At 64.1% G+C, this 22168-nt stretch carries 22 protein-coding genes; 8 read left to right on the forward strand and 14 right to left on the reverse strand.

Annotated features, from left to right (window positions below; translation table 11 throughout):
- Positions 1–6 precede the first annotated feature (6 nt).
- Together AC5J09_RS10360 and pcaF are read left to right on the forward strand one after the other, a co-directional pair.
- On the forward strand, positions 7–792 hold the full coding sequence (locus AC5J09_RS10360; RefSeq protein ID WP_494297557.1) for a CoA-transferase subunit beta: 786 nt from the start codon (positions 7–9) through the stop codon (positions 790–792).
- Entirely contained in the window at positions 792–1994 is a 1203-nt protein-coding gene (pcaF, locus tag AC5J09_RS10365; RefSeq protein WP_494297558.1) for a 3-oxoadipyl-CoA thiolase, read from the forward strand. Before AC5J09_RS10360 ends, pcaF begins: the two co-directional genes overlap by 1 nt.
- Here the strand turns inward: pcaF and AC5J09_RS10370 are convergent, their stop codons facing one another.
- Complete coding sequence (locus AC5J09_RS10370) at positions 1995–2279, reverse strand: acylphosphatase (RefSeq protein ID WP_100671198.1); 285 nt, start codon at positions 2277–2279, stop codon at positions 1995–1997.
- Between the two features lie 418 nt (positions 2280–2697).
- Between AC5J09_RS10370 and AC5J09_RS10375 the strand changes: the two genes are divergently transcribed.
- The 3 genes from AC5J09_RS10375 to AC5J09_RS10385 all read left to right on the forward strand — a co-directional run bounded on the left by AC5J09_RS10375 (position 2698) and on the right by AC5J09_RS10385 (position 4308).
- Positions 2698–3381, forward strand: coding sequence for an RNA polymerase sigma factor (locus AC5J09_RS10375; protein ID WP_494297559.1), 684 nt, complete (start codon positions 2698–2700; stop codon positions 3379–3381).
- 77 nt (positions 3382–3458) lie between these two features.
- Positions 3459–3983: a DUF4142 domain-containing protein gene (locus AC5J09_RS10380; RefSeq protein WP_100671196.1), complete on the forward strand. Its 525-nt coding sequence runs from the start codon at positions 3459–3461 to the stop codon at positions 3981–3983.
- Positions 3984–3990: 7 nt separating this feature from the next.
- Complete coding sequence (locus AC5J09_RS10385) at positions 3991–4308, forward strand: cupredoxin domain-containing protein (protein WP_100671194.1); 318 nt, start codon at positions 3991–3993, stop codon at positions 4306–4308.
- 51 nt (positions 4309–4359) lie between these two features.
- On the opposite strand, the gene AC5J09_RS10390 is transcribed toward AC5J09_RS10385, so the two are convergent.
- Positions 4360–7203, reverse strand: coding sequence for a DNA translocase FtsK (locus AC5J09_RS10390; protein WP_494297560.1), 2844 nt, complete (start codon positions 7201–7203; stop codon positions 4360–4362).
- Positions 7204–7532: 329 nt separating this feature from the next.
- Here AC5J09_RS10390 and AC5J09_RS10395 point away from each other — a divergent pair, with 329 nt between their 5' ends.
- Positions 7533–7937, forward strand: a complete 405-nt coding sequence (locus AC5J09_RS10395; protein ID WP_102763696.1) for a DoxX family protein — start codon at positions 7533–7535, stop codon at positions 7935–7937.
- 61 nt (positions 7938–7998) lie between these two features.
- Here the strand turns inward: AC5J09_RS10395 and AC5J09_RS10400 are convergent, their stop codons facing one another.
- The 5 genes from AC5J09_RS10400 to AC5J09_RS10420 are packed head-to-tail and all read right to left on the reverse strand — an operon-like array spanning position 7999 to position 13023.
- Positions 7999–9264: an ABC transporter substrate-binding protein gene (locus AC5J09_RS10400; protein ID WP_338282020.1), complete on the reverse strand. Its 1266-nt coding sequence runs from the start codon at positions 9262–9264 to the stop codon at positions 7999–8001.
- A 22-nt stretch (positions 9265–9286) separates the two neighbouring features.
- Positions 9287–10123, reverse strand: a complete 837-nt coding sequence (locus AC5J09_RS10405) for a carbohydrate ABC transporter permease (RefSeq protein ID WP_275599478.1) — start codon at positions 10121–10123, stop codon at positions 9287–9289.
- A complete protein-coding gene (locus AC5J09_RS10410) occupies positions 10120–11031 on the reverse strand; it encodes a carbohydrate ABC transporter permease (protein WP_494297561.1) in 912 nt (303 codons plus the stop codon). Before AC5J09_RS10410 ends, AC5J09_RS10405 begins: the two co-directional genes overlap by 4 nt.
- Positions 11024–12190, reverse strand: coding sequence for an ABC transporter ATP-binding protein (locus AC5J09_RS10415; protein WP_494297562.1), 1167 nt, complete (start codon positions 12188–12190; stop codon positions 11024–11026). Before AC5J09_RS10415 ends, AC5J09_RS10410 begins: the two co-directional genes overlap by 8 nt.
- Positions 12187–13023: a metallophosphoesterase family protein gene (locus tag AC5J09_RS10420; RefSeq protein WP_494297563.1), complete on the reverse strand. Its 837-nt coding sequence runs from the start codon at positions 13021–13023 to the stop codon at positions 12187–12189. Before AC5J09_RS10420 ends, AC5J09_RS10415 begins: the two co-directional genes overlap by 4 nt.
- Positions 13024–13370: 347 nt before the next feature.
- Between AC5J09_RS10420 and repA the strand changes: the two genes are divergently transcribed.
- Positions 13371–14618 carry a plasmid partitioning protein RepA gene (repA, locus tag AC5J09_RS10425; RefSeq protein WP_338282027.1) on the forward strand — a complete coding sequence of 416 codons (1248 nt, stop codon included), beginning with the start codon at positions 13371–13373 and terminating at the stop codon, positions 14616–14618.
- 3 nt (positions 14619–14621) lie between these two features.
- Entirely contained in the window at positions 14622–15683 is a 1062-nt protein-coding gene (gene repB, locus AC5J09_RS10430) for a plasmid partitioning protein RepB (protein WP_324764492.1), read from the forward strand.
- On the opposite strand, the gene AC5J09_RS10435 is transcribed toward repB, so the two are convergent.
- From AC5J09_RS10435 to urtB, 7 genes are all read right to left on the reverse strand, one after another.
- Positions 15680–16666 (reverse strand): substrate-binding domain-containing protein, encoded by a 987-nt coding sequence (locus tag AC5J09_RS10435; protein ID WP_324764491.1) that lies wholly within the window; start codon positions 16664–16666, stop codon positions 15680–15682. The two genes, repB and AC5J09_RS10435, sit on opposite strands and share 4 nt — an antisense overlap.
- Before the next feature lie 102 nt (positions 16667–16768).
- Positions 16769–17038 (reverse strand): hypothetical protein, encoded by a 270-nt coding sequence (locus AC5J09_RS10440; protein WP_324764490.1) that lies wholly within the window; start codon positions 17036–17038, stop codon positions 16769–16771.
- A 23-nt stretch (positions 17039–17061) separates the two neighbouring features.
- Entirely contained in the window at positions 17062–17490 is a 429-nt protein-coding gene (locus AC5J09_RS10445; protein WP_102763705.1) for a BRA0787 family protein, read from the reverse strand.
- A gap of 366 nt (positions 17491–17856) precedes the next feature.
- The gene (gene urtE / locus AC5J09_RS10450) at positions 17857–18552 is read right to left on the reverse strand and encodes an urea ABC transporter ATP-binding subunit UrtE (RefSeq protein ID WP_100671186.1); all 696 of its coding nucleotides are present in this window, start codon (positions 18550–18552) and stop codon (positions 17857–17859) included.
- Between the two features lie 18 nt (positions 18553–18570).
- Entirely contained in the window at positions 18571–19323 is a 753-nt protein-coding gene (gene urtD, locus AC5J09_RS10455) for an urea ABC transporter ATP-binding protein UrtD (RefSeq protein WP_100671184.1), read from the reverse strand.
- Between the two features lie 5 nt (positions 19324–19328).
- The gene (urtC, locus tag AC5J09_RS10460; protein WP_494297564.1) at positions 19329–20504 is read right to left on the reverse strand and encodes an urea ABC transporter permease subunit UrtC; all 1176 of its coding nucleotides are present in this window, start codon (positions 20502–20504) and stop codon (positions 19329–19331) included.
- Positions 20501–22114 carry an urea ABC transporter permease subunit UrtB gene (gene urtB, locus AC5J09_RS10465; protein WP_494297565.1) on the reverse strand — a complete coding sequence of 538 codons (1614 nt, stop codon included), beginning with the start codon at positions 22112–22114 and terminating at the stop codon, positions 20501–20503. Before urtB ends, urtC begins: the two co-directional genes overlap by 4 nt.
- Between the last annotated feature and the right edge of the window lie 54 nt (positions 22115–22168).

Here is a 22168-nt window from a genome sequence, read left to right on the forward strand (position 1 = left end):
CGAAAAATGACTGATTTCACCCCCACCGAGATGATGACGGTCGCCGCGGCGCGCGCGCTCTCCAACGACGACGTCTGCTTCGTCGGCATCGGCGCTCCGTCAGCCGCCTGCAATGTGGCGCGGCTGACGCATGCGCCGGATATCACGCTGATCTATGAGAGCGGCACCGTCGGCACCAGGCCCGACGTACTGCCGCTCTCGATCGGCGACGGAGAGCTCTGCGATACCGCGCTTTTCACCGTCTCGGTGCCGGAAATGTTCCGCTACTGGCTCCAGGGCGGCCGGATAACCACGGGCTTTCTCGGCGGCGCGCAGATCGATCGTTTCGCCAATCTCAACACGACCGTCGTCGGCCCCTATGACCATCCCAAGGTGCGCCTGCCGGGAGGCGGCGGCGCGCCGGAAATCGCCTCCAATTGCGGCCGCATCTTCATCACCATGGCGCTGACGAAGCGCGGCTTCGTGGAAAGGCTGCCCTTCGTAACCTCCATGGGACACGGCGAAGGCGGCAATCATCGGGAGCGGCTTGGATTGACGACCAGCGGCCCGACCCGCGTCGTCACCGATCTCTGCATTCTGGAGCCGGATGCGGAGACGAAGGAATTGACCGTCGTTTCCCTGCACCCCGGCGTCAGCCGGGATCAGATCGCCGGAAATTGCGGCTGGCCGATCAAATTCGCGGAGACCGTCATCGAAACACCGGCACCGACCGAGACCGAGCTTGTCGTTCTGCGCGACATCAACGCCCGCACCAAAAAAGCCCACGAGGCCGCGGGAAGAGAGGCCACCTGATGCGCGAAGCCTATATCTGCGACTATATCCGCACTCCGATCGGCCGCTTCGGCGGCTCGCTCGCTTCGGTGCGCGCCGACGACCTCGGCGCCATTGCGCTGAAGGCGCTGATGGCGCGCAACAGGTCGGTCGACTGGGAAGCGGTCGATGACGTGATCTTCGGCTGCGCCAACCAGGCGGGCGAGGACAACCGCAACGTCGCGCGCATGTCGCTGCTACTTGCGGGGCTGCCCGTCGCCCTTCCCGGCACGACGATCAACCGGCTCTGCGGATCCGGCATGGATGCCGTGATTGCGGCCGCCCGGGCGATCAAATGCGGCGAGGCCGAACTGATGATCGCCGGCGGGGTCGAATCCATGTCGCGGGCGCCTTTCGTGCTGCCGAAGGCCGAGAGCGCCTTTTCGCGCAATGCCGAAATTCACGACACGACGATCGGCTGGCGCTTCGTCAATCCGCTGATGAAGGCACAATATGGGGTCGACGCAATGCCGGAGACCGGCGAGAACGTCGCCGAAGACTATAAGGTCTCGCGCGAGGACCAGGACGCTTTCGCCCTGCGCAGCCAGGCAAAGGCCGCGGCCGCCCAGACGAACGGCCGCCTTGCGAGCGAGCTCGTCCCCGTCACCATCCCCCAAAGGAAAGGCGAACCCGTCGTCGTCGACCGCGACGAGCATCCGCGCGCCACGACGATCGAAGCGCTCGCCAAACTCAAGGCACCCTTCCGGGAGGGCGGCACCGTCACCGCCGGCAACGCTTCGGGCGTCAATGACGGCGCTGCGGCGCTCATCATCGCCTCGGAGGAGGCTGCCAGAAAATATGGGCTGCGACCCATGGCCCGCATCCTCGGCGGCGCTTCGGCAGGCGTGCCGCCGCGCATCATGGGCATGGGACCGGTGCCCGCCTCGCAGAGGCTCATGACACGGCTCGGCGTGACGCAGGAGCGGTTCGACGTCATCGAACTCAACGAGGCTTTTGCCAGCCAGGCACTTGCGGTCCTGCGCGCGCTGGGAATCGCCGACGACGATCCCCGCGTCAACCGCAACGGCGGCGCCATCGCACTCGGCCATCCGCTCGGCATGTCGGGTGCGCGCATCACCGGAACGGCAGCGCTGGAGCTCGCCGAGACGGGTGGCCGCGCCGCGCTCGCCACCATGTGCATCGGCGTCGGTCAGGGCATCGCGGTGGCGCTGGAGCGGGTGTAGTTATCGTGTAATGCGAAATCCCGCCGGCGCTTCGACGGAAGAAGCCTCCTCGCTTGCGACATCGGCGACGGAAGCGCCGGGCGGCCCTTTCCAGAAGTGATCCAGCATTCTGCTGACGGCGCCGTCCGGCCCGGCGATGAGGGCGGTCACCGAGCCGTCGCTCTCGTTGCGAACCCAGCCGTCAAGGCCGAGCCTTTCGGCCTCCTCGCGTGTCCAGTCGCGAAAGCACACGCCCTGTACCCGTCCGGTAATTCTGACCAAAGCGGCCCTGCGGTCCTTCGTCATGGCGTTGCCCTCCTTTCCGCTTCGAATCTGGCGCAAATGGCGGCTAAGGCAAGCGTCTTCCTGACGCTTCCGGCGCGGGACCTCGGTCCTTTCTTTTATCAGCCGGAAAAAATTTCATTTTCGGCCTTGAAGATGCTGCACTGCAGCATTATTATATAACTGTCGATGGAACACTCCTCCTCCCAGTTCCATCGCGGGATCGGCAACACTCCTCCTCCCAGTTGCCGGTCAGGATCGAAAGCCCGGCGCACCTCCTCCCGCGCCGGGCTTTCTCTTTCACCGAGGCGTCGAGCCAGCGCGATCCCGAATTCCGTTATTCCTGCAAGACTAGACCGCGATAAGATCCGAAACATGGCCGGCACATAGCTGGGAACATTTCCGGAGATGGGGCATCCAATATCCGAGAAGGAGCCCGACCATGCCTATCGCTGAAACCGAGCTTTGCCTGAATGCGCCGCCACCTGCGCAGGACCTCTCCCGTTTCCGCGCGATCATGCAGGCACATAACCGCAAGCTCTACCGGATCGCCCGGAGCATCCTGCGCAACGACAGCGATGCGGAAGACGTGCTGCAGGAGGCCTATGTCCGTGCCTTCACGCGCTTTGAGGGTTTTCGCGGCGATGCGGCGATCACGACCTGGCTCGCCCGGATCGTCATCAACGAGGCGCTCGGCCGCCTGCGGAAAAGACGGCGGCTGATGAAACTTGCCGAAGATATGCGGCAGTCGCAAGAGGCGGAGATCATCGCCTTTCCCCTCAACTCAGGCATCGGCGATCCGGAAAAGACGATGGCACAGCGACAAATCCTCGATCTCGTCGAAAGGCTGACGGACGATCTCCCGGACACCTACCGTACCGTATTCGTGCTGCGCGTCATCGAAGGGCTCGACAACGACGAGGCGGCCGCCCTGCTTGGTCTCAAGCCTGAAACGGCACGCACAAGGCTGCACCGGGCGCGCCGCATCCTGAAAGAGCAGTTGGAGCGGCAGATCGGCCCGGTTCTGCTGGATGCCTTTCCTTTCGCGGGAAAGCGCTGCGAGCGTCTGACCGAGTCCGTTCTTGCCCGCATTTCGCCTCGGTCGCCGGAAACAGACGGAAAATAGCGGGAACGCTTCGAGCCGCGAAGCATCCAAAGCGTGGCGTTCAAACACGCTTTGATCTTCGAGGAAAGGAACATCCCATGACCATCAGACTGACGACCGCAACGGCCGTGATCGCCCTCCTTTTCGGCACCGGCGGGGCACTCGGCAACGACAAGCCGACCGACCCGCAGATCGCCCATATCGCCTACACTGCCGGCGTGCTCGACATCGAAGCCGCCAAACAGGCGATCGCGACGTCGAAGAACGAGACCGTCGTCGAATTCGCCGAGAGCATGCTGCGCGACCACGAGTCGGTTAACAAGCAAGCCCTCGATCTCGTCAAGAAGCTCAACGTCACGCCTGAGGACAACGATACGAGCAAGACCCTCTCGCAAGCGGCCGAGGCGAAGCGGCAGGAGCTTGCGAAGCTCAAGGGCGAGGAATTCGACAAGGCCTATATCGCGCATGAGGTCGCCTACCACAAGCAGGTCAACGGCGCGCTGGAAACGCTGCTGATACCGTCGGCTCAGAATGCAGAACTCAAATCGCTGCTCGAGACCGGGCTTAAGCTGTTCCAGGGACATCAGCAGCATGCCGAACACGTCGCGGCCGAATTGAAGTGAGACCGCGATGTTCATGACGCGAGCGGCAACTGTCTTATTTTCGATGGGAGCGGCCGTCGTGGCCACTCCTTCTCAGGCCGAAACCATCCGTGTGACGATCGATCGCCTCGTCTACCTGCCCGTGGAGATCGAGGCAAAGGTGGGCGACGAGGTCGAGTGGATCAACAAGGATGCGCTCGTCCACACGGCGACCGTCAAAGGCGGCGCGGACGTGCTTCTGCCGGCGAAGAAATCCGGCCGGCTGGTGCTTCAGGAGGCGGGCAGCTTCGATTATATCTGCCGCTACCATCCCAACATGAAGGGCCACATCACCGTGCGGCCGTGACCCGCAGCTCCCTCCCGCCCGTAGGCGGAGGGAGCTGAAGCAACCGACAACTCAGTCCAGATCGTCGCTTTCCGGCTTCGGCGCATTGTCGCGGTTGCCGTAGATGATCTCGCGCTTGCCGACATGGTTCGCCGGGCCGACGAGACCGTCCTTCTCCATCCGTTCGACCAGCGAGGCGGCGCGGTTATAGCCGATGCCGAGGCGGCGCTGGATATAGGAGGTCGAGCACTTCTTGTCCCGCAGCACCACTTTCACCGCCTGATCGTAGAGCTCGTTGCCGTCTTCGGCGGCGATCGCGCTCTTGTCGAACACGGCGCCCTGATCCTCCTCGACCTCTTCCTCCTCTTCGTCCGCCGTCACCGTCTCGAGATATTCCGGACGCCCCTGCGTCTTCAGATGCGCGACCACATGCTCGACTTCCTGATCGGAAACGAACGGACCGTGGACGCGGGCAATGCGGCCGCCGCCGGCCATGTGCAGCATGTCGCCCTGGCCGAGGAGCTGTTCGGCCCCCTGCTCGCCGAGGATGGTGCGGCTGTCGATCTTTGAGGTCACCTGGAAGGAGATGCGGGTCGGGAAGTTCGCCTTGATCGTGCCGGTGATGACGTCGACCGAGGGACGCTGGGTCGCCATGATCAGGTGGATGCCGGCGGCACGCGCCATCTGCGCAAGCCGCTGGATCGCCCCTTCGATCTCCTTGCCGGCGACCATCATCAGGTCGGCCATCTCGTCGACGATGACGACGATATAGGGCATCGGCGAAAGGTCCATTTCCTGCTGCTCGAAGAGCGGCTCGCCGGTGCCCTTCTCGAAACCGGTCTGCACCGTCGCGAGGATCGGCTCGCCTTTTTCCCGCGCGGCCGCCGCGCGCTGGTTGTAGCCGTCGATGTTGCGCACACCGAGCCGCGACATCTTGCGATAGCGGTCCTCCATCTCGCGCACCGCCCATTTCAGCGCCATTACGGCCTTCTTCGGATCCGTGACGACGGGCGTCAGCAGATGCGGGATGCCGTCATAGACGGAGAGTTCGAGCATCTTCGGATCGACCATGATGAGCCGGCATTCTTCCGGCTTTAACCGGTAGAGCAGCGACAGGATCATGGTGTTGATCGCCACCGATTTGCCCGAGCCGGTGGTGCCGGCGACGAGCAGATGCGGCATCTTTGCGAGTTCGGCGATCACCGGTTCGCCGCCGATCGTCTTGCCGAGGCAGAGCGCAAGCTTGCAGCCGGTCTTCTGGAAATCGCCGGATTCGATCAGCTCGCGGAAATAGACGGTTTCGCGCGTGGCATTCGGCAGCTCGATGCCGATGACGTTGCGGCCGGGCACCACCGCGACGCGGGCAGAGAGCGCCGACATCGAGCGGGCGATATCGTCGGCCAAACCGATGACGCGCGAGGACTTGACGCCCGGCGCGGGCTCGAATTCGTAAAGGGTGACGACAGGGCCGGGGCGGACATGGATGATCTCGCCCTTGACGCCGAAATCCTCGAGCACGCTTTCGAGCAGTCCGGCATTCTGCTCGAGCTGCTCCTGCGTCATGAAGAAACCCTGGCCTTGCGGCGGCTCCTGCAGAAGTTCCTTCGAAGGAAACTCGTAGGCGTCGCCGCCCTGCAGCGGCTCGATGGCGCCGATCGGCGGCAGAGACGGCGACGAACGCTGTATCACGGCCGGCATGGTGATCGCCGCCCTAGTCACCGGCACTTCGGGAGGCGGTTCGCTTGCGGGCACGACGGCGGGCACGATGGGTTCGGCGGCCGGGCCCGAAGCGGGTGCTTCGGCTATAACCGGGGCGGCTGTCTCGACGACGGCCGGCTCAGCGGCAACATCCTGCGGCGCGGCCGGAGCCGGTTCGGCAGCGGCGGGCTCGGGCCGCCGGCATTCCACCACCCGGAACAGCGAGCTTATCGCCGTGGGCGGCTGCGGCCGGATCTCGACAGGCGTCGCGGCGGCGATCTTTAGTGGCGAAACCCTCGGCGCGGCTGCGACCGGCGCGCGAAGGTGCGCGGCTTCCTTCACAGGTTCCGCGGCAGTCGGCGGAACAGCCGCCGCTTCGAGCGGCATGAACTCGAAAAACGCAAAATCGGACAGATAGGCCAGATGCGCGCCTGCCTGCCGGGGCACATCCTCCTCCACTCCGGCACTCCGGGGCGCAAGGTTCGCAACGGGCGGTGCATGCGGAACCACAGGCACCTCGTCCGCTACCGGCAGGGCCGATGACGTTTCAGGAGTGGTGGGCTCTTCCTCCGTCACGGCCGCGCTTTCGGTGATTGCCGGTTCGGTCGTGCTCGCTTCCGGCGCCGGCGAGCGTGCAGCGCTCCAGGAGGGCAGTTGCTGCGTCAGCACCCGGAGGAGCTCGGACGGACTGTAGGACGGCAGTTCCGTTTCGACCACGGACGGAGCGGGTTCGGCCGGTACTGCGTCCATCACCGTTTCGGGATCGGATGCTTCCGCCGCGGCTTCGTCGGCCTCAGTCCGGCTTTCTTCGGGCGCCGGCGGGTGACGCTTCATGAGTTCGCGCTCGGGCGTGCGCGTGAAGCGCACGTTCGGCGACAGGAAGAAATGGCTCTCCCAGCTCGGCTCGCCGGATAGGCCGGTGATCTCGGCAAGCGTGGGAAGCGGATCGCGCGTAGAGACGGTAACCTCGGCCGGAGCATAGGCGGAGCCATGACCGTAGAGGCGCGCGGCGCGTCCCGCATAGCCTGTCTCCTGGTCCCGATGGCCGGGCGCGCGCCGCGGCGCTTCCGGTGCTTCGAACAGATGGTCGTGAGCGGCCGCCTCAGGCGCCGAAGCGTCCGCGGAACCTTGCGCAACCGGATGCGGCTCCTCGAAATCAACCGCGTGATTTGCGTCATACAAAGCTGCAGGCGAGAAATTTGTCCGGGGAATGCGCATGGCCTGAAAACTCGAAATTCATCATCGAAGGGGCTGCCCTACGGAATAGGAAATGAAGGTTAACAACTTCCTTCCGGGAGCCTCGCCGGAAGGGCGCCGGGCCGCCTTGAAAACCCCTCCCGAGTGCTGTTCCGTGCTCGCGGCGCAAGGCTTTCCCGCGCTTTGACGATGCAATTCCGTTCCGTTCAATTTCTGTTTCAGCCGTGGAAAATTTCCGATCCGCGGGCTCTGCATTTACAATCATGGAGCAGCGAACGCCTGCCGCCGTTCCGAAGGTCCGGAGCGGGTATGCGTTCGCGATCAGGCCATAGTGAAGAAAGGCACGTCACATGAGCGACAATCCCGCACTTCAAGGCTCCTTGGCCCTCATCGGCCGCCTGCTTCTCGCCGCCATGTTTATTCTTTCCGGCTTCGGGAAACTGGGTGATCCATCCGGCACGATCGGCTACATCGCCTCGGCGGGGCTGCCCCTGCCTCCGGTCGCCTACGCGATTGCTCTTGTCGTGGAGATCGGCGCAGGCATCCTCCTCGTCCTCGGCTATCGGGCCCGGTGGGTGGCGCTGATCCTTGCAGCCTTCACCCTGGCCTCGGCGATCGGCTTTCACACCGACTTCGCCGACCAGAACCAGATGATCCACTTCATGAAGAACCTGGCGATCACCGGCGGCTTCCTTCAGATCGCCGCCTTCGGCGCGGGTGCCTTCAGCCTGGACGGACGTACCGCCCCGGCCTGAACGGGTCCGCCTGCGGAGGATAATGATCCGCAGGCGGGCTTATGAATGACGGATTCAAGGCTCAGCTGCGCGGCAGCAGGCTTTCGACTTCCGCGGCTGCGTCGTTCAGCGCCTCCTCGGGGGTTGCCGCCTGCTCGACGACGCGCGACAGGTTCTCGACGATCGTCTGCGTGACCTTGACGCCGTTCGTGCCCGGGAAGGCATACCACGGGATCATAACCGGCATCTGCTCGAGGCCGGCGCGGAAGAGCGGATTTTCCCTGTAGAAGTTTGCGAGATATTCCGGCGACTTCGCCGCGAGCTCGTTGTTCGGGACGTAGCCGGTACCCGGAACGACGACCGAAGCGCCATAGGGGCCGGCCGCGAACTTGGCGAACTTCCACGCAGCGTCCTGCTTGTCGGCGTCGCGCGTGAGGATCACGACCGCGTTGCCGCCGGTCGGCAGCTTGCCGTTCACCGGGTCGATCCGCGGAATGGCCGCGGTGCGCAGGTCGAACTTTTCGCCGACATTCTTGATCGTGTTGCGGAGCGCCCCGGTCGTCTGGAAGGCGAAACCGACCTTGCCCGCGACGAAGGCCTGCTCGCCGGCCTGCTTGGTGAGCACCGGCAGGCCGCCTTCCTTGACCATTCGGTCGAGAACTTCGATCGCCTTTTTGCCTTCCGGACCGTTGAAAGCGACCTTGCTCTCGTCCTCGGTCAGCATGCGGCCGCCCGCGCCGAAGAGAAGAGCGGAGAACATCCAGTCGTCGCCCTGCCAGCGGAAGTCTATCCCCTCGACGCCGTCGCCGAGCGCCTTGATCTTGCCGCCGAGCGCAATCACCTCGTCCCAGGTCTTCGGCGGAGTATCCGGATCCCCGCCCGCTTTGCGCACGAGATCGGCATTGTAATACATGATCGGATTGGAGGTCGCGAAGGCAAGGCCCACCTGCTTGCCGTTGACCTGGGCGAGCTTCAGGATGTTCTCCGAGAAGCCCTGTTCGGCCATGTCGCCGTCCTTGGCGATGAAGGCTCCGAGGTCGACCGGGACGTCGCGTTCGTTGAGCATGCGCAGACGGTTGAGCCCGATGAAGGTGATGTCGGGCATTTCGGCCGTTCCGGCCTGGCGCATGATCGTCTGGATCCCCTCCTCGTAAGTTGCGGAAGGATTGGCGAAGGCGATCTTGATATCCGGATTTTCCTCCATGAACTTCTTGGAGATCGTGTCCATCACGTCCTTGAAGAAGCCGGGCATCGGATAATGCACAGTCAGCACTGTTTCGGCCCGGGCCGGTAGGGCAAGGGTCATCGACACCGCCGCGGCGGTGAGAAGTTGCGTGAAATGTTTCATGATGTTCTCCTGGTTCGACCGATCAGCCCTTGAGACCGGTCATGGTTATGCCCTCGACGAAGCGCTTCTGTGCGACGAGGAACGCGGCGACGAGGGGAAGGGTAATGATCAGCGTGGCCGCCATCAGCGCGCCGTAGTCGTCGCCGGCTTCCGCAGCGCGGAAATAGAGAAGGCCGAGCGGAGGGGTGGCGTAGTTCTGGTTGGTGACGACCACCAGCGGCCAGAACAGGTCGTTCCAGTGCGCCACCACCGAAAAGATTGCGAAGGCGGTGATCGCCGGCCAGGCATTGGGCACGACGACGCGTGCGACGATGCCGATCTCCGACATGCCGTCGAGCCGGGCGGCATGGATCAGGTCATCGGGAATGGCGCGGAAGAACTGCAGGAACAGGAAGATCGCGAAGACCGAGATCGAGAAGGGCGCGACGAGTGCCGTGTAGCTGTTGAGCACTGCCAGCCGGTCGAAGGCGACATAGAGCGGCAGCGCGGTCGCATGGATCGGCACGAGCAGCCCCAGCATCACCAGCACCATCATCAGGCGTGCGGCGCGGAACTTGAGTTTCGCCATGGCATAGGCGCAGGGAATGGCGACCACGACCTGAACAATAAAGATCATCGCGCAGACGATCACGCCGTTCAGAAGCAGGATCGGCATCGAGACGCGCGACAGCGCCTTGGTGAAGTTCTCGACATAGGACCATTGCTGCGGGATCAGCGACAGCGAGGAGGAAAAGATCTCGCTCTGCGCCTTGCCGGCCGTCGAGATCATGAAGATGTAAGGCGCAAGGAAGATGAGAGCGCCGAGCGACAGGAGCGTGAACCGCAGGATGCGGCCGGGAGAAAGGCTGTTTACGGTCATGCGTAATGCACCTTCCGGTCGAGAACGCGGTATTGCAGGAACATCAGGACGACGAGGATCGCGAGAAAGATCACCGTCATCGCCGAGGCATAGCCGACCCGGAGATAGACGAAGCCTTCCTGGTAGATGGTGAAAAGCAGCACTTCGGAAGCCTTGTTCGGCCCGCCTTCGGTGAGCGTCTTCACCGTCTCGAAGACCTTGACGGAATTGATGATGCTGATGGTGGTGACGAAGAGCGTCGTCGGCGCGAGCATCGGCCAGGTGACGAGCCGGAACCGGTCCAGCCGGGATTTCGCGCCGTCCACCTGCGCGGCGGCATAGAGCTCGCCCGGGATCGCGGTCAGCCCGGCGAGAAACAGCACCATGTTGAAGCCCACCGACTGCCAGATGCCGATGATCGAAAGCCCGTAAAGCACGGTGCCGGAGGCGCCGAGCCAGTTCGGTCCGGGGATGCCGAGCTGTGCCAGGAAGGTGTTGATCGGCCCGATTGAGGGATGGAACAGGAATTGCCAGACCGTCGCCATTGCGACCAGAAGCGAGGCGACGGGCAGGAAATAGACGGTCCGGAAGAACGCCTTTGCGCGGGTCTCCGCCTCGATCAGGAGCGCGACGCCCAGCGCCAGCACGATCGATACCGGCGTGACGATCGCCGTATAGACGGCCGTGTTCCAGAGCGAACGGCGGAAGGTGCGGTCGCCGATCAGTTCCGCGTAGTTTTCCAACCCGACGAAACGGAAGCCGCCATAGCCGAGCTCGAAATCGGTAAAGCCGAGGAGCACGACCGCGAATGTCGGCAGCAGAATGAAGAGGAACAAGAGCACGATCGCGGGAGCGGCGAGCAACCAGGCGACCCGCGCTTCGCGCCGGTCGGCCCTCGCCATGGGCATATCGGACGCCATGCTAACCATGAGCCTTCTCCAGCGCCGCGGCGGCGGCAACTGTCTTTGCCCGCAGCCGCTCGCCCGAGGCGGCGAAGAGCATCGCCCGATCCGGTTCGATCTCGACCGACACCGGCATGCCGGTGGTAAGGGAGGAAGCTTCGGCCGGGCTGATCTTGGCGACGATCGTTTCGCCAATGGCGCCGAGACGGGCATGCACGATCACTTCGGAGCCGAGAAATTCCGTCCGCTCTACGCGCGCCGTGAGGATGCCGTCCGGATTTCCGCTAAAACGGACGAATTCGGGGCGCACGGCCAGCATCACCGACGCCTCGCCCGAAGCCGGCTTCTCGCCAGCCAGCGTGAGCGGTCCGAAACGCACGATGCCCGACGGATCCATCCGCGTTTCCACCACGTTGATACGCGGCTGGCCCAGGAAGCGGGCGACCTCGACATGGGCGGGATCGTCGTAGATTTCCCTGGGCGACGCCAGTTGCAGGAGCGTGCCCCCGATCATCACCGCCACCCTGTCGGCCATGGACAGGGCCTCGGACTGGTCGTGCGTGACATAGAGCGTCGGCACCCCGGCGCGCCGGTGCAACTCGACGATCTCGCTGCGGGCATGAACCCGCAGATTCGCGTCGAGGTTGGAGAGCGGCTCATCCATCAGGAAGACGCTAGGGCGGCGGACCATGGCGCGGGCGAGCGCCACACGCTGGCGCTGGCCGCCCGACATCTGTCCGGGTTTGCGATCGAGCAGATGGTCGATCTTGAGGGAGGACGCCATCTCGCGAACCTGCCGCTGGATGTCGGCGCGGATCTGGCGCTGACCGGGAAGAAGATTGCCGACGAACGGAAATCGCTCAGCCGCCGAAAGCCGCCGCATGGCGAGGGGCACTGCGATGTTCTGGCCGGCGGTCAGATGCGGATAAAGGGCGTAGGACTGGAACACCATGGCGACGTTGCGGTCGGCGGCTGCGACCGGGGAGACCTCGCGGCCGCCGATGACGATCTCGCCGCGATCCGCATGATCCAATCCCGCGACGATGCGGAGAAGCGTGCTCTTGCCGCAGCCGGAGGGTCCGACGAGCGCGACGAATTCGCCCTCCTCCGCTTCGAGGCTCACGCCCTTGAGGATCGCATTGCCGGCGAAGGACTTGGCGATGCCGCGGAGCGAAAGAATGCTCATCGCGCCGCTCCCACGAGCTTCTTCGCGGCCTGCGGATAGACCTCTTCCACCATGTGATCCAGGACGTAAGGCTTCAGCCCGGGCACCGCGACGATCTCGCTGTCGATGCGTCCTTCGCCCAGGTGGTGGACAACCGCGCCTACGAGGCGCTCGCCGGGCATTTCCCGCTCCAGCTTGTCGATGATGAAGGAGGTCGGCGGCGCCCATACGAGGTCGGTGCCGGCATGATGGCCTTGCCAGGCCCAGTGTAGATGACCGCTCGCATGGAGCTTGACATCGTTCTCCGCCATCAGCCCGTAAAGCCGCTGCCGCTGTTTCGGCCGCACGCTCCAATAGCCGGTATCGCCTTCCGCCGGATCGTCGACGAAAAGCGGCTTATGGGCGAAGATCGCGACGGGGCGGCCGTCGCGGCTCTCAAGTGCCTCCGCCAGCCAGCGGAACTGCCTCTCCTCTTCCGCGTCGTCGAAGCCGAGAAGAAGGCTGTCGAGGCCGATGAGCCGCCAGCCGCCGTGGTCGGAGAACCAGAAATCCGGGCCGACGAGCCTGCGCCAGCGAGCGAGGCGCAAGGCGTTGACCTGCTGATCCGAGCCCGGCAGATGGCCGACATCGTGATTGCCGGGCACGATCAGCACCGGTACCGGCAGCCTGCGGAGGAGGTCCATCGCGAAGACGATGTCTTCCTCCTGGTCCGCGCCGTCGACCGTAAGGTCGCCCGTATGCACGACGAAGTCGGCGCCGATCGTCTCGATCCAGCGGACAACGGGTTCCCAATTGTCGTTGAAATGGGATTTTGTCGGGCTGAAATGGGTATCGCTGATCTGCACGATCCTCATGGGAGCATGGCCTCCGGCGCGTGTTGACAGGGGCGACATGCATGAGAGGCCGTACCCCGCTCAGCGCCGCTTTGGCGCTCTCTTTAAGGGGCTCCCATGTCAGTTTGGTAACAGGCCTTCTCAGTTATTTTTCAGTTTCTCCATGAAAGTTTCAATCTTCAGCCTATCGCTTTGCCGAGCGCGCGCTCCGAAAAATGGTTGACGCGAATCAGAGGATGAATCATTCCTCTAACGGAATAGACCGCATATTTCGCATTTCGGCGTAGCTCAGTGATTACCTGTTAGGAAATGCGGCAGGCGCATCTGCACGGCGGCGAGGCGCCATGCGGGCACGAGGAGTTTAGACCATGGATATGATGACGGCAGGAGCGACCGGCGGGGCATTGCGCAAACCGGCAGACGAGGCTATCGCCGCCGACGCGCGGGCGCTTTCCGAACAGCTGAAGGCGATGCGAGACCGGCTCTTTGCGCCGACAGCGAGGAAGACGCTCCGGAGCTTCACCTCCGGCGAGGCAGCCAAGCTCATCGGGGTTTCCGACGGATACTTGCGCCAGCTGTCGCTGGCTGGCGAGGGACCGCAGCCCGACACCGGAGCCGGCGGACGACGCTCCTATTCGCTCTCCGATATCAACGCGCTGCGTCGGCATCTGGCCGAACAGGCGATTGCCAAAGGCAATGGCGCCAAGGCGCGCGGTTATCTCAAATGGCGCGATGCCGCGAGAAGCGAGCATCTGCAAGTAATCTCGGTCACCAACTTCAAGGGCGGCTCCGGCAAGACGACCTCATCGGTCCATCTCGCACAATATCTCGCTCTGACCGGTCACCGGGTGCTCGCGGTCGACCTCGACCCACAGGCATCGCTTTCGGCGCTGTTCGGCTACCAGCCGGAACTGGACCTGACCGGCAACGACACGCTCTACGGCGCAATCCGTTACGACGCTGAGGCGCGGCCACTGAAGGACATCATCCGCAAGACCTATTTCGACGGGCTCGACCTGGTGCCGGGCAACCTCGAACTGCAGGAGTTCGAACACACGACGCCGCAGGCGCTCAGTGCGCGGCAGAGCGGTGCCGATGCGGGGCCGCTCTTCTTCGCACGGGTGCAGGCGGCGCTGGCAAGCGTCGCCGACGACTACGACGTCGTCGTCATCGACTGCCCGCCGCAGCTCGGCTACCTGACGCTCTCGGCGCTCTGCGCTTCGACGTCGGTCATCGTCACCGTGCATCCGCAGATGCTCGACGTCGCATCGATGAACCAGTTCCTCTACATGACTTCGGACCTGCTCAGCGTGGTGCGCGAGGCCGGCGGCGAGCTCAATTTCGATTTCCTGCGCTATCTCGTCACCCGCTTCGAGCCGAATGACGGACCGCAGGCGCAGATCGTCGGCTTCATGCGCTCGCTCTTCGGCGACCGGGTGCTGACCTCCGCCATGGTAAAATCGACCGCGATCTCGGATGCAGGTCTCACCAAGCAGACGCTCTACGAGGTCGGCCGGGAGAATTTCACCCGCGCGACCTATGATCGCGCGATCGAATCGCTGAACGCGGTCAACGGCGAGATCGAGGCTCTCATTCACGCGGCATGGGGGCGCTAAGTCATGGCTGGCAACAACCGGAAAAACGAATTGCGGGCACTGTTTTCGGGAAGCGCGCCTGCCGGCGATCAGCAAGCCCCCGCCGAAGCGGCGCCGGCCGAGTTGACACCTGTCAACGCCAGGCCCGCCGCCCCGCTCGATGCGCCCCGTGCGGCTTCCGGCGCAGTGAAGGCCATGGGGCTTTCTCTCGGCAGCATCACCCGCGAGGCCGAGGAAGCACGGGTGCTCAGGGAGGCGTTGACCCAGGGAGAACGCGTCGTTTCGCTCGATCCGGCTCTGGTCGAAAGCTCCTTCGTCGAGGATCGGCTGACCGATGGCGAGGTAGACGATGCGGATTTCCTCGCGCTCGTCGAGAGCATTCGCGAGAACGGCCAGCAATCGCCGATCCTCGTGCGGCCGCACCCGGAAAAGCGGGGCCATTACCAGACCGCCTACGGCCACCGGCGCCTGAAGGCGGTGCGCCGGCTCGAGCTCCAGGTAAAGGCGATCGTCCGGACGCTGACCGACGACGAGCTCGTGCTTGCCCAAGGCAAGGAAAATGCCGAGCGACGCAACCTTTCTTTCATCGAACGGGCGCTTTTCGCCGCTGCGCTCGTAGCGCGCGGCTTCGACCGCAAGGTGATCGGCGATGCGCTCGCGGTGCAGAAAAGCGAGCTTTCGCGCCTCCTGCAGGTGGCGGACGGCGTGCCGCACGAAGTCGCCCGCGCCATCGGCCCGGCGCCGAAGGCCGGACGCGAGCGCTGGATGGCGATCGGGACGCTGCTTGAAAGGCAAGAGGCGCGCGCCAGAGCCCAGGACGAGATCGCTTCGCCACGCTTCCGCGCCGTCGATTCAGACCAGCGCTTTCAGCTCGTCTTCAATCGCCTGTCGCAAAGCGACAAGCCGGAACCGGAAAAGCCGGAGGAGCTGAAAGATGCTAAGGGGCGGGTCTTCGCGCGGCTGAAGCGTGACGGCAAAGCACCGAGGATCGAGTTCCTGCCCGGCACCCATCCGGCCGTCGTCCAGGAAGCCGTGTCGATGCTCGCCAAGTGGCATGCTGCCTTCGTCGAGAATCAGAAGACTTAGCCCGCCATCCTCACCGTCTCGCCGGGATAAAGCCGGTAGTCGAGGCAAAGGTGGCGGCATTGCACGCTGTTTTCAGCGATGTCGAGCAGCATGGCGGCCGCGGCGACACCCATGTCCGCATCCGGCATCGCCACGGTCGTGAGCGACGGCTTCATCAGCCGGCCGATCGCGATTCCGTCGAAACCGGCGACGGAAACGTCTTCGGGAACGGAGAGGCCTTCGCGCCGGAGCGCGGCGATTACCCCCAGCGCCAGGAGGTCGTTGGATGCGACAATCGCCGTTGGCGCATGCTTTTCGATGGCCTGGGAAAGCTCCAGATCTTGGTAGCCGTCGACGAAGGGGATTTGGAGCGCCGGAAGTGCCGAATACCCGCCGTCCCGCATCGCCGCTGAATGGCCGGCGTAGCGCAGGTGCGCGCGGTCGGACGAGGCGAAATAGCCTGAGACGAACTGGATGCGGCGGTGGCGATGGGCGAGAATGTGTTTGGTGATCTCGTATCCTGCCCGGTAATTGTCGACGGTCACGGCGGCTGGAAAACGCGGGACCGGCCGATTGTTGAGAAGGATCGTCGGCGGCAGCGCGGCCGAGAGCGCCTCGCTGGTCTCGGCGTTGCAGAGGGTCAGAATGAGCCCGGTCGGGCGCTGCTCCAGAAGTGCAGCGACGGCGCGGACTTCCGCCGAAGAATCGTAGTTCGATTGGGCGATCAGAACGCCATGCGACGCGGTCTGCATGCGGTGCTGTATGCCCGCCAGCGACGCCGCGAAGACCGGGTTGGTCACGCTCGGCACCAGCACGCCGACGACCGGGCGGCTGCGCCCGCTATTTGCGCCCGCGGAAGGCACCGGTCTGTAGCCGAGTTCGGCAGCTGCGCGGCGCACGCGGCGCACCATTTCGCCGCTCGCCGGCCCCTCGCCCCGCAAGACGCGTGAGACCGTCGCCAGCGAGCAGCCGGCATGAAAAGCTATCTGTTGCAGCGTCGCCATCCGCCGACGCCCTATCGCGGTTTCATGACAGCGGATTGAAGGTGCCGGTTTATGAAAGGGCTCTAGCGGCTCGGCGGCGCGCGGCCGTAAGCAGGAACGTGATCAGGAGACGCCTGCTACCGTGCCGAGATAGGAGTCCCGCCGCCAGGGATCGACGTGCCTTCGAGCACGACCGCCGCAATCGACGGCAGGTGATATGCGTCCCCATCGCCTGGGCCGCCTCGGACGCACAGCCTGCGAGCGGCACGAACGAAGCACACCGACGGGAATGGCGCCAAAGGCACCCGGATAGCCGAGGCCGGCAGCGGCGACGGCAGGCGCGACCGGCGGGGGATTGTGCAGCTCGGCCGCAACGATGACCATATCGGGCATCGCCACGGTCGTGGGCGGTGGCTTTATAAGCGTGCCGATCGAGATCCCGCCGAATCCGGCGATGGCGACGGAACGGAATGCATCGGATGGCTGAAGCGGTCGGCAAAGGCCTCGATGGAGCCGCGCCCGAAGCGTCTCAAGCGCCGCCGCACCAGAATGGACATGACCCGGGCGGCGGTCGAGAAGGTCATTGCGTCCAGCGGTCCGGCGCCGCTCCAGGGCTTCGTCAGCCGATCGGTGACTATACCGATCATATTGGCCGGCATGAGGTCCGTGCAGGGTCTCATCCATTCGAAAACGGCACTGACCGGAAGTACCTTGTCCTCGAAGGAAACGATGGGTTCGGGCATGCCCTCCTCCCAATCGTCATAGGCTTCGAGGGCGTCCTTGAAGAGCGTCTGGAGCGTAATGGGGGCGTGCCCTTCGTGAAGGGCGGGCAGGAAATTCGTCATTAGGGTCTCCTCCGATTGGATAGGCCGGAAACGCGAAATGGCCAATTCTGTCAGCGGGGTGTGATTGCGAAACTCGCCACGGCACCATGTTTCGTCCGGAGACATGGAACGCGCCGTGACACTTTGAACTGCTGCATGGGCTAACCCTTCGACCGGTTCCGGTCGAAGAACCACGCAGGAGCAATCATCGAACATGCATGTGCAGTATGGGTCAAAGCGCTTGAGCGGGCAAACGCAATCCACAAAAGAAGTGGATTTTTCTGTCGCCCGCAGGCGACGCTGAGATCAGGTCTTCGGTCCAAACCATTGACTTTGCCGGCTATTTGCGGGTCTGTGGAAAACCGCGCGCAGGCTCGTTATGCGGGTTCAAACGGTTAGATGCCGGCGCGCTTGCGGCGTGTCGAGCGTCTCCGGCGGCCCCTCATGCACGAAAGCCCCGCGGTCCATGATATAGACGTGGTCGGCAAGCTCGCGACAGAAATCGAGATATTGCTCCACGAGCAGGATCGCCATGCCGGTCGAATCCCGCAAATATTTGATCGCGCGGCCGATGTCCTTGATGATCGACGGCTGGATGCCCTCGGTCGGCTCGTCCAGCACCAGGATTTTCGGGCGTGTCACGAGAGCGCGGGCGATCGCGAGCTGCTGCTGCTGGCCGCCCGAAAGGTCACCGCCCCGCCGGCCGAGCATGGTTTGAAGTACCGGAAACAGGCTGAAGATGTCGTCGGGGATCGAGCGTTGAGCCCGCCTCAGCGGGGCGAATCCGGTTTCGAGATTCTCCTTCACCGTCAGCAGGGGAAATATCTCGCGGCCCTGCGGCACGTAGCCGACGCCCTGCTTGGCGCGTCGGAAGGGCGCCATGCCGTCGAGCGGCGTGCCGTTGAAAGAGATCGTGCCGCTCGTCACCGCATGCTGGCCGGTGACGGCCCTGAGCAGGCTCGACTTGCCGACGCCGTTGCGGCCGAGCACGCAGGTGATCTTGCCCATCTCCGCCTTGAACGAGACGTCGCGAAGCGCCTGGGCGGCGCCGTAATGCAGGCTGACGTTTTCGACGTTCAGCATCGGTTCAATTCCTCCCGCTCATCGGCCGAGATAGTTCTCGATCACCTTCGGATCGTTGCTGACGAAATCGATCGAGCCTTCCGCCAGCACCGAACCTTCCGCAAGGCAGGTCACCTTGACGCCGAGATCGCGGATGAAGCCCATGTCGTGCTCGACGACGATCACCGAGCGCGTCCTGGCGATCTCCTTCAGGAGGATCGCGGTCTCCGCCGTCTCCGCATCGGTCATCCCGGCGACCGGCTCGTCGACGAGCAGGAGTTCCGGTTCCTGGGCGAGCAGCATGCCGATCTCCAGCCATTGCTTCTGCCCATGCGAAAGATTGGCGGCGAGTTCGTCCCGGCGCGCCGTGAGCCTCACCGTCGAAAGGATCTCCTCGATGCGGCTCTCGTCCTCTCTCGTCAGCCGATAGAACAGCGTCGCGAAGACGCCGCGGCTGCGGTTCAGCGCCAGCTCCAGATTGTCCCAGACGGTATGGTTCTCGAAGACGGTCGGCTTCTGGAACTTGCGGCCGATGCCGAGTTCGGCGATTGCCGCTTCGTCCCTCCTGGTGAGGTCGATGTCGCCCTTGAAGAAGACCTCGCCCTCATCCGGCCGCGTCTTGCCGGTGATGATGTCCATCATCGTCGTCTTGCCGGCGCCATTGGGGCCGATGATCGCGCGCAATTCCCCCGGCTCCACGACGAAGGAGAGCGAGTTCAGCGCCTTGAAGCCGTCGAAGGAGACGGAGACGCCATCGAGATAGAGCAGGTTCCTGGGCTTCTTTCCGGTCATGGCGATCACTCCGCGGCCATCGTTTCGGCGGCCGCAAGGGTCGCCGCTTTTTCGCTCTCGCTTTCCTTCCGGGCCGCCGCGTGGGAAGCGCGCCGGCTTGCCAGATAGTTCTGCGCCGTGCCGACCACCCCCTTCGGCAGGAAAAGCGTGACGAGGACGAAGAGCCCGCCGAGCGCAAAGAGCCAGAATTCGGGGAAGGCGGCGGTGAAGATGCTTTTTCCGCCGTTGACGAGGATCGCGCCGACGATCGGTCCGATCAGCGTGCCGCGCCCGCCGACCGCCGTCCATATGACCACCTCGATCGAATTGGCGGGGGCGAACTCGCCCGGATTGATGATGCCGACCTGCGGTACGTAGAGCGCGCCGGCGGCGCCTGCCATCATGGCCGAGACCGTGAAGGCGAAGAGCTTCATGTGCTCGACGCGATAGCCGAGGAAGCGGGTGCGGCTTTCCGCGTCGCGCAGCGCCACCAGCACCTTTCCGAATTTCGAGCGGACGATGCCCGAGGTGACGACGAGCGAAACGGCGAGCGCCAGCGCGGAGGCGGCGAAAAGCGCCGCACGCGTTCCGTCTGCCTGGATGTTGAAGCCCAGGATGTCCTTGAAATCCGTGAGCCCGTTATTGCCGCCGAAACCCATGTCGTTGCGGAAGAAGGCGAGCAGCAGCGCATAGGTCATCGCCTGGGTGATGATCGAGAGATAGACCCCGTTGACGCGCGAGCGGAAGGCGAACCAGCCGAAGACGAAGGCAAGGAGGCCCGGCACCAGCACCACCATCAGCGCTGCGAACCAGAACATGTCGAAGCCGTGCCAGAACCAGGGCAGCTCCTTCCAGTTGAGAAAGACCATGAAGTCCGGCAGCAGCGGATTGCCGTAGGAGCCACGTGAGCCGATCTGGCGCATCAGATACATGCCCATGGCATAGCCCCCGAGCGCGAAGAAGGCAGCGTGCCCGAGCGAGAGAATGCCGCAGAAACCCCAGACGAGATCGAGCGCCAGAGCCAGCAGCGCATAGGTCAGGTACTTGCCGAAGAGTGAAACCAGATAGGTCGGCACATGCAGCGGGTGGTCCGGCGCGGTCAGGAGGTTGAGCGCGGGAACGGTGACGGCCAGCGCCAGCAGGATCGCGACGGCCGTGACGATGGTCCGATCCAGCGATTTGACGAGAAACGAGGTGATCATGCTTCCACCGCCCGGCCCTTGAGTGCGAAGAGCCCCCGCGGCCGCTTCTGGATGAAGAGGATGATCAGCACGAGCACGAGGATCTTGCCGAGCACGGCGCCGGCGTAGGGCTCGAGAAACTTGTTGAGGATGCCGAGCGAGAAGGCGCCGACAAGCGTTCCCCAGAGATTGCCGACGCCGCCGAAGACCACGACCATGAAGCTGTCGATGATGTAACCCTGCCCGAGGTTCGGCGAGACGTTGTCGATCTGCGAAAGCGCCACACCCGCAATGCCTGCAATGCCGGAGCCGAGCGCGAAGGTCAGCGCATCGACCCAGGGCGTGCGGATGCCCATGGAGGAGGCCATGCGCCGGTTTTGCGTTACGGCGCGCATCTGCAGGCCCATCGGCGTCTTCTTGAGCAGAAAGAGAAGTGCTGCAAACACGGCAAGCGCAAAGACGATGATCCAGAGGCGGTTCCAGGTGATCGCCAGTCCGCCGATCTCGAAGGCGCCGGACATCCAGGACGGGTTGCCGACTTCGCGGTTGGTGGGGCCGAAGATCGTCCGCACCGTCTGCTGCAGGATGAGCGATATGCCCCAGGTGGCAAGCAGCGTTTCGAGCGGGCGACCGTAGAGGAAGCGGATGACGCCGCGTTCCAGCGCGAGGCCCACGGCGCCTGTGACAAGAAAGGCGAGCGGCAGCGCGATCGCCAGGGACCAATCGAAAAGATGAGGAAAGGAGGTGCGCACGACATCTTGAACGAGGAATGTCGTATAGGCGCCGAGCATCACCGTCTCGCCATGCGCCATGTTGATGATGCCCATGACTCCGAAGGTGATGGCGAGGCCGATCGCCGCAAGCAGCAGCACCGAGCCCAGCGACAGGCCGTACGATATGTTCTGGCCCGCATTCCAGAAGGCTTGCGCCTGTTCGATGCTGGCGAGCGCCGCCTCGATGTCCGGCTTCAGGCTTTCGTCGGCGGAGCCGAGCGCGGCAGAAAGGATCGGCAGCGCCTCGCGGTCGCCGCTTTCCTCCAGCAGCCGCACCGCCTCCTTCTTCTCCTCGACCGGCCGGTCGGAGAGAAGAAGCATCGTGGCGCGCGCCTGTTCGAGGACCGCACGAACGGCTCCGTCCTTCTCGGCAGCAAGCGCATTCTCGATGGCGCCAAGCGCGTCGGGATCGGGCGATTGCAGCACCGACTGCGCAGCCCTGAGCCGCTGATTTCGATCGGGACTGAGGAGCGTCAGGCTGCCGAGGGCGGTGCGCACGGCGCGCCGCACGCTGTTGTTCACCCTGATCTTCGAAAGTGCCGCCTTCGGCGCTTCGCCGGCGCTGTCGCCGGAGATCGGATCCGTGAGGGTCAGGTTCGAACCGCTCTCCTTCGTCAGGAAGACCTGGCCGTCCGCCTTGCGGGCATAGAGCCCGCCTTCACCGAGCGCCTCGAGGATGGCGACGGCTTCGGGCTTTCCGGTTCTTGCCAGTGCCGCGATGTGTTCGTCCATCTCGGACAGCTTCGCCTCGCCGAGCGCGTTCACCAGATCGCGCAGTCCCTCTTCCGCGCGAAGCCCCGGAGCCATCGCAATGAAGAGGAACAGGGCAGCCAGCACGGTTTGGATGATGCGGTACATTCGTCTCTCGCCTTGCAGTCCTCCGTCCGAAGGGACGCATTCGGACGGAGGGGA

This window comes from Sinorhizobium sp. (assembly GCF_059070375.1).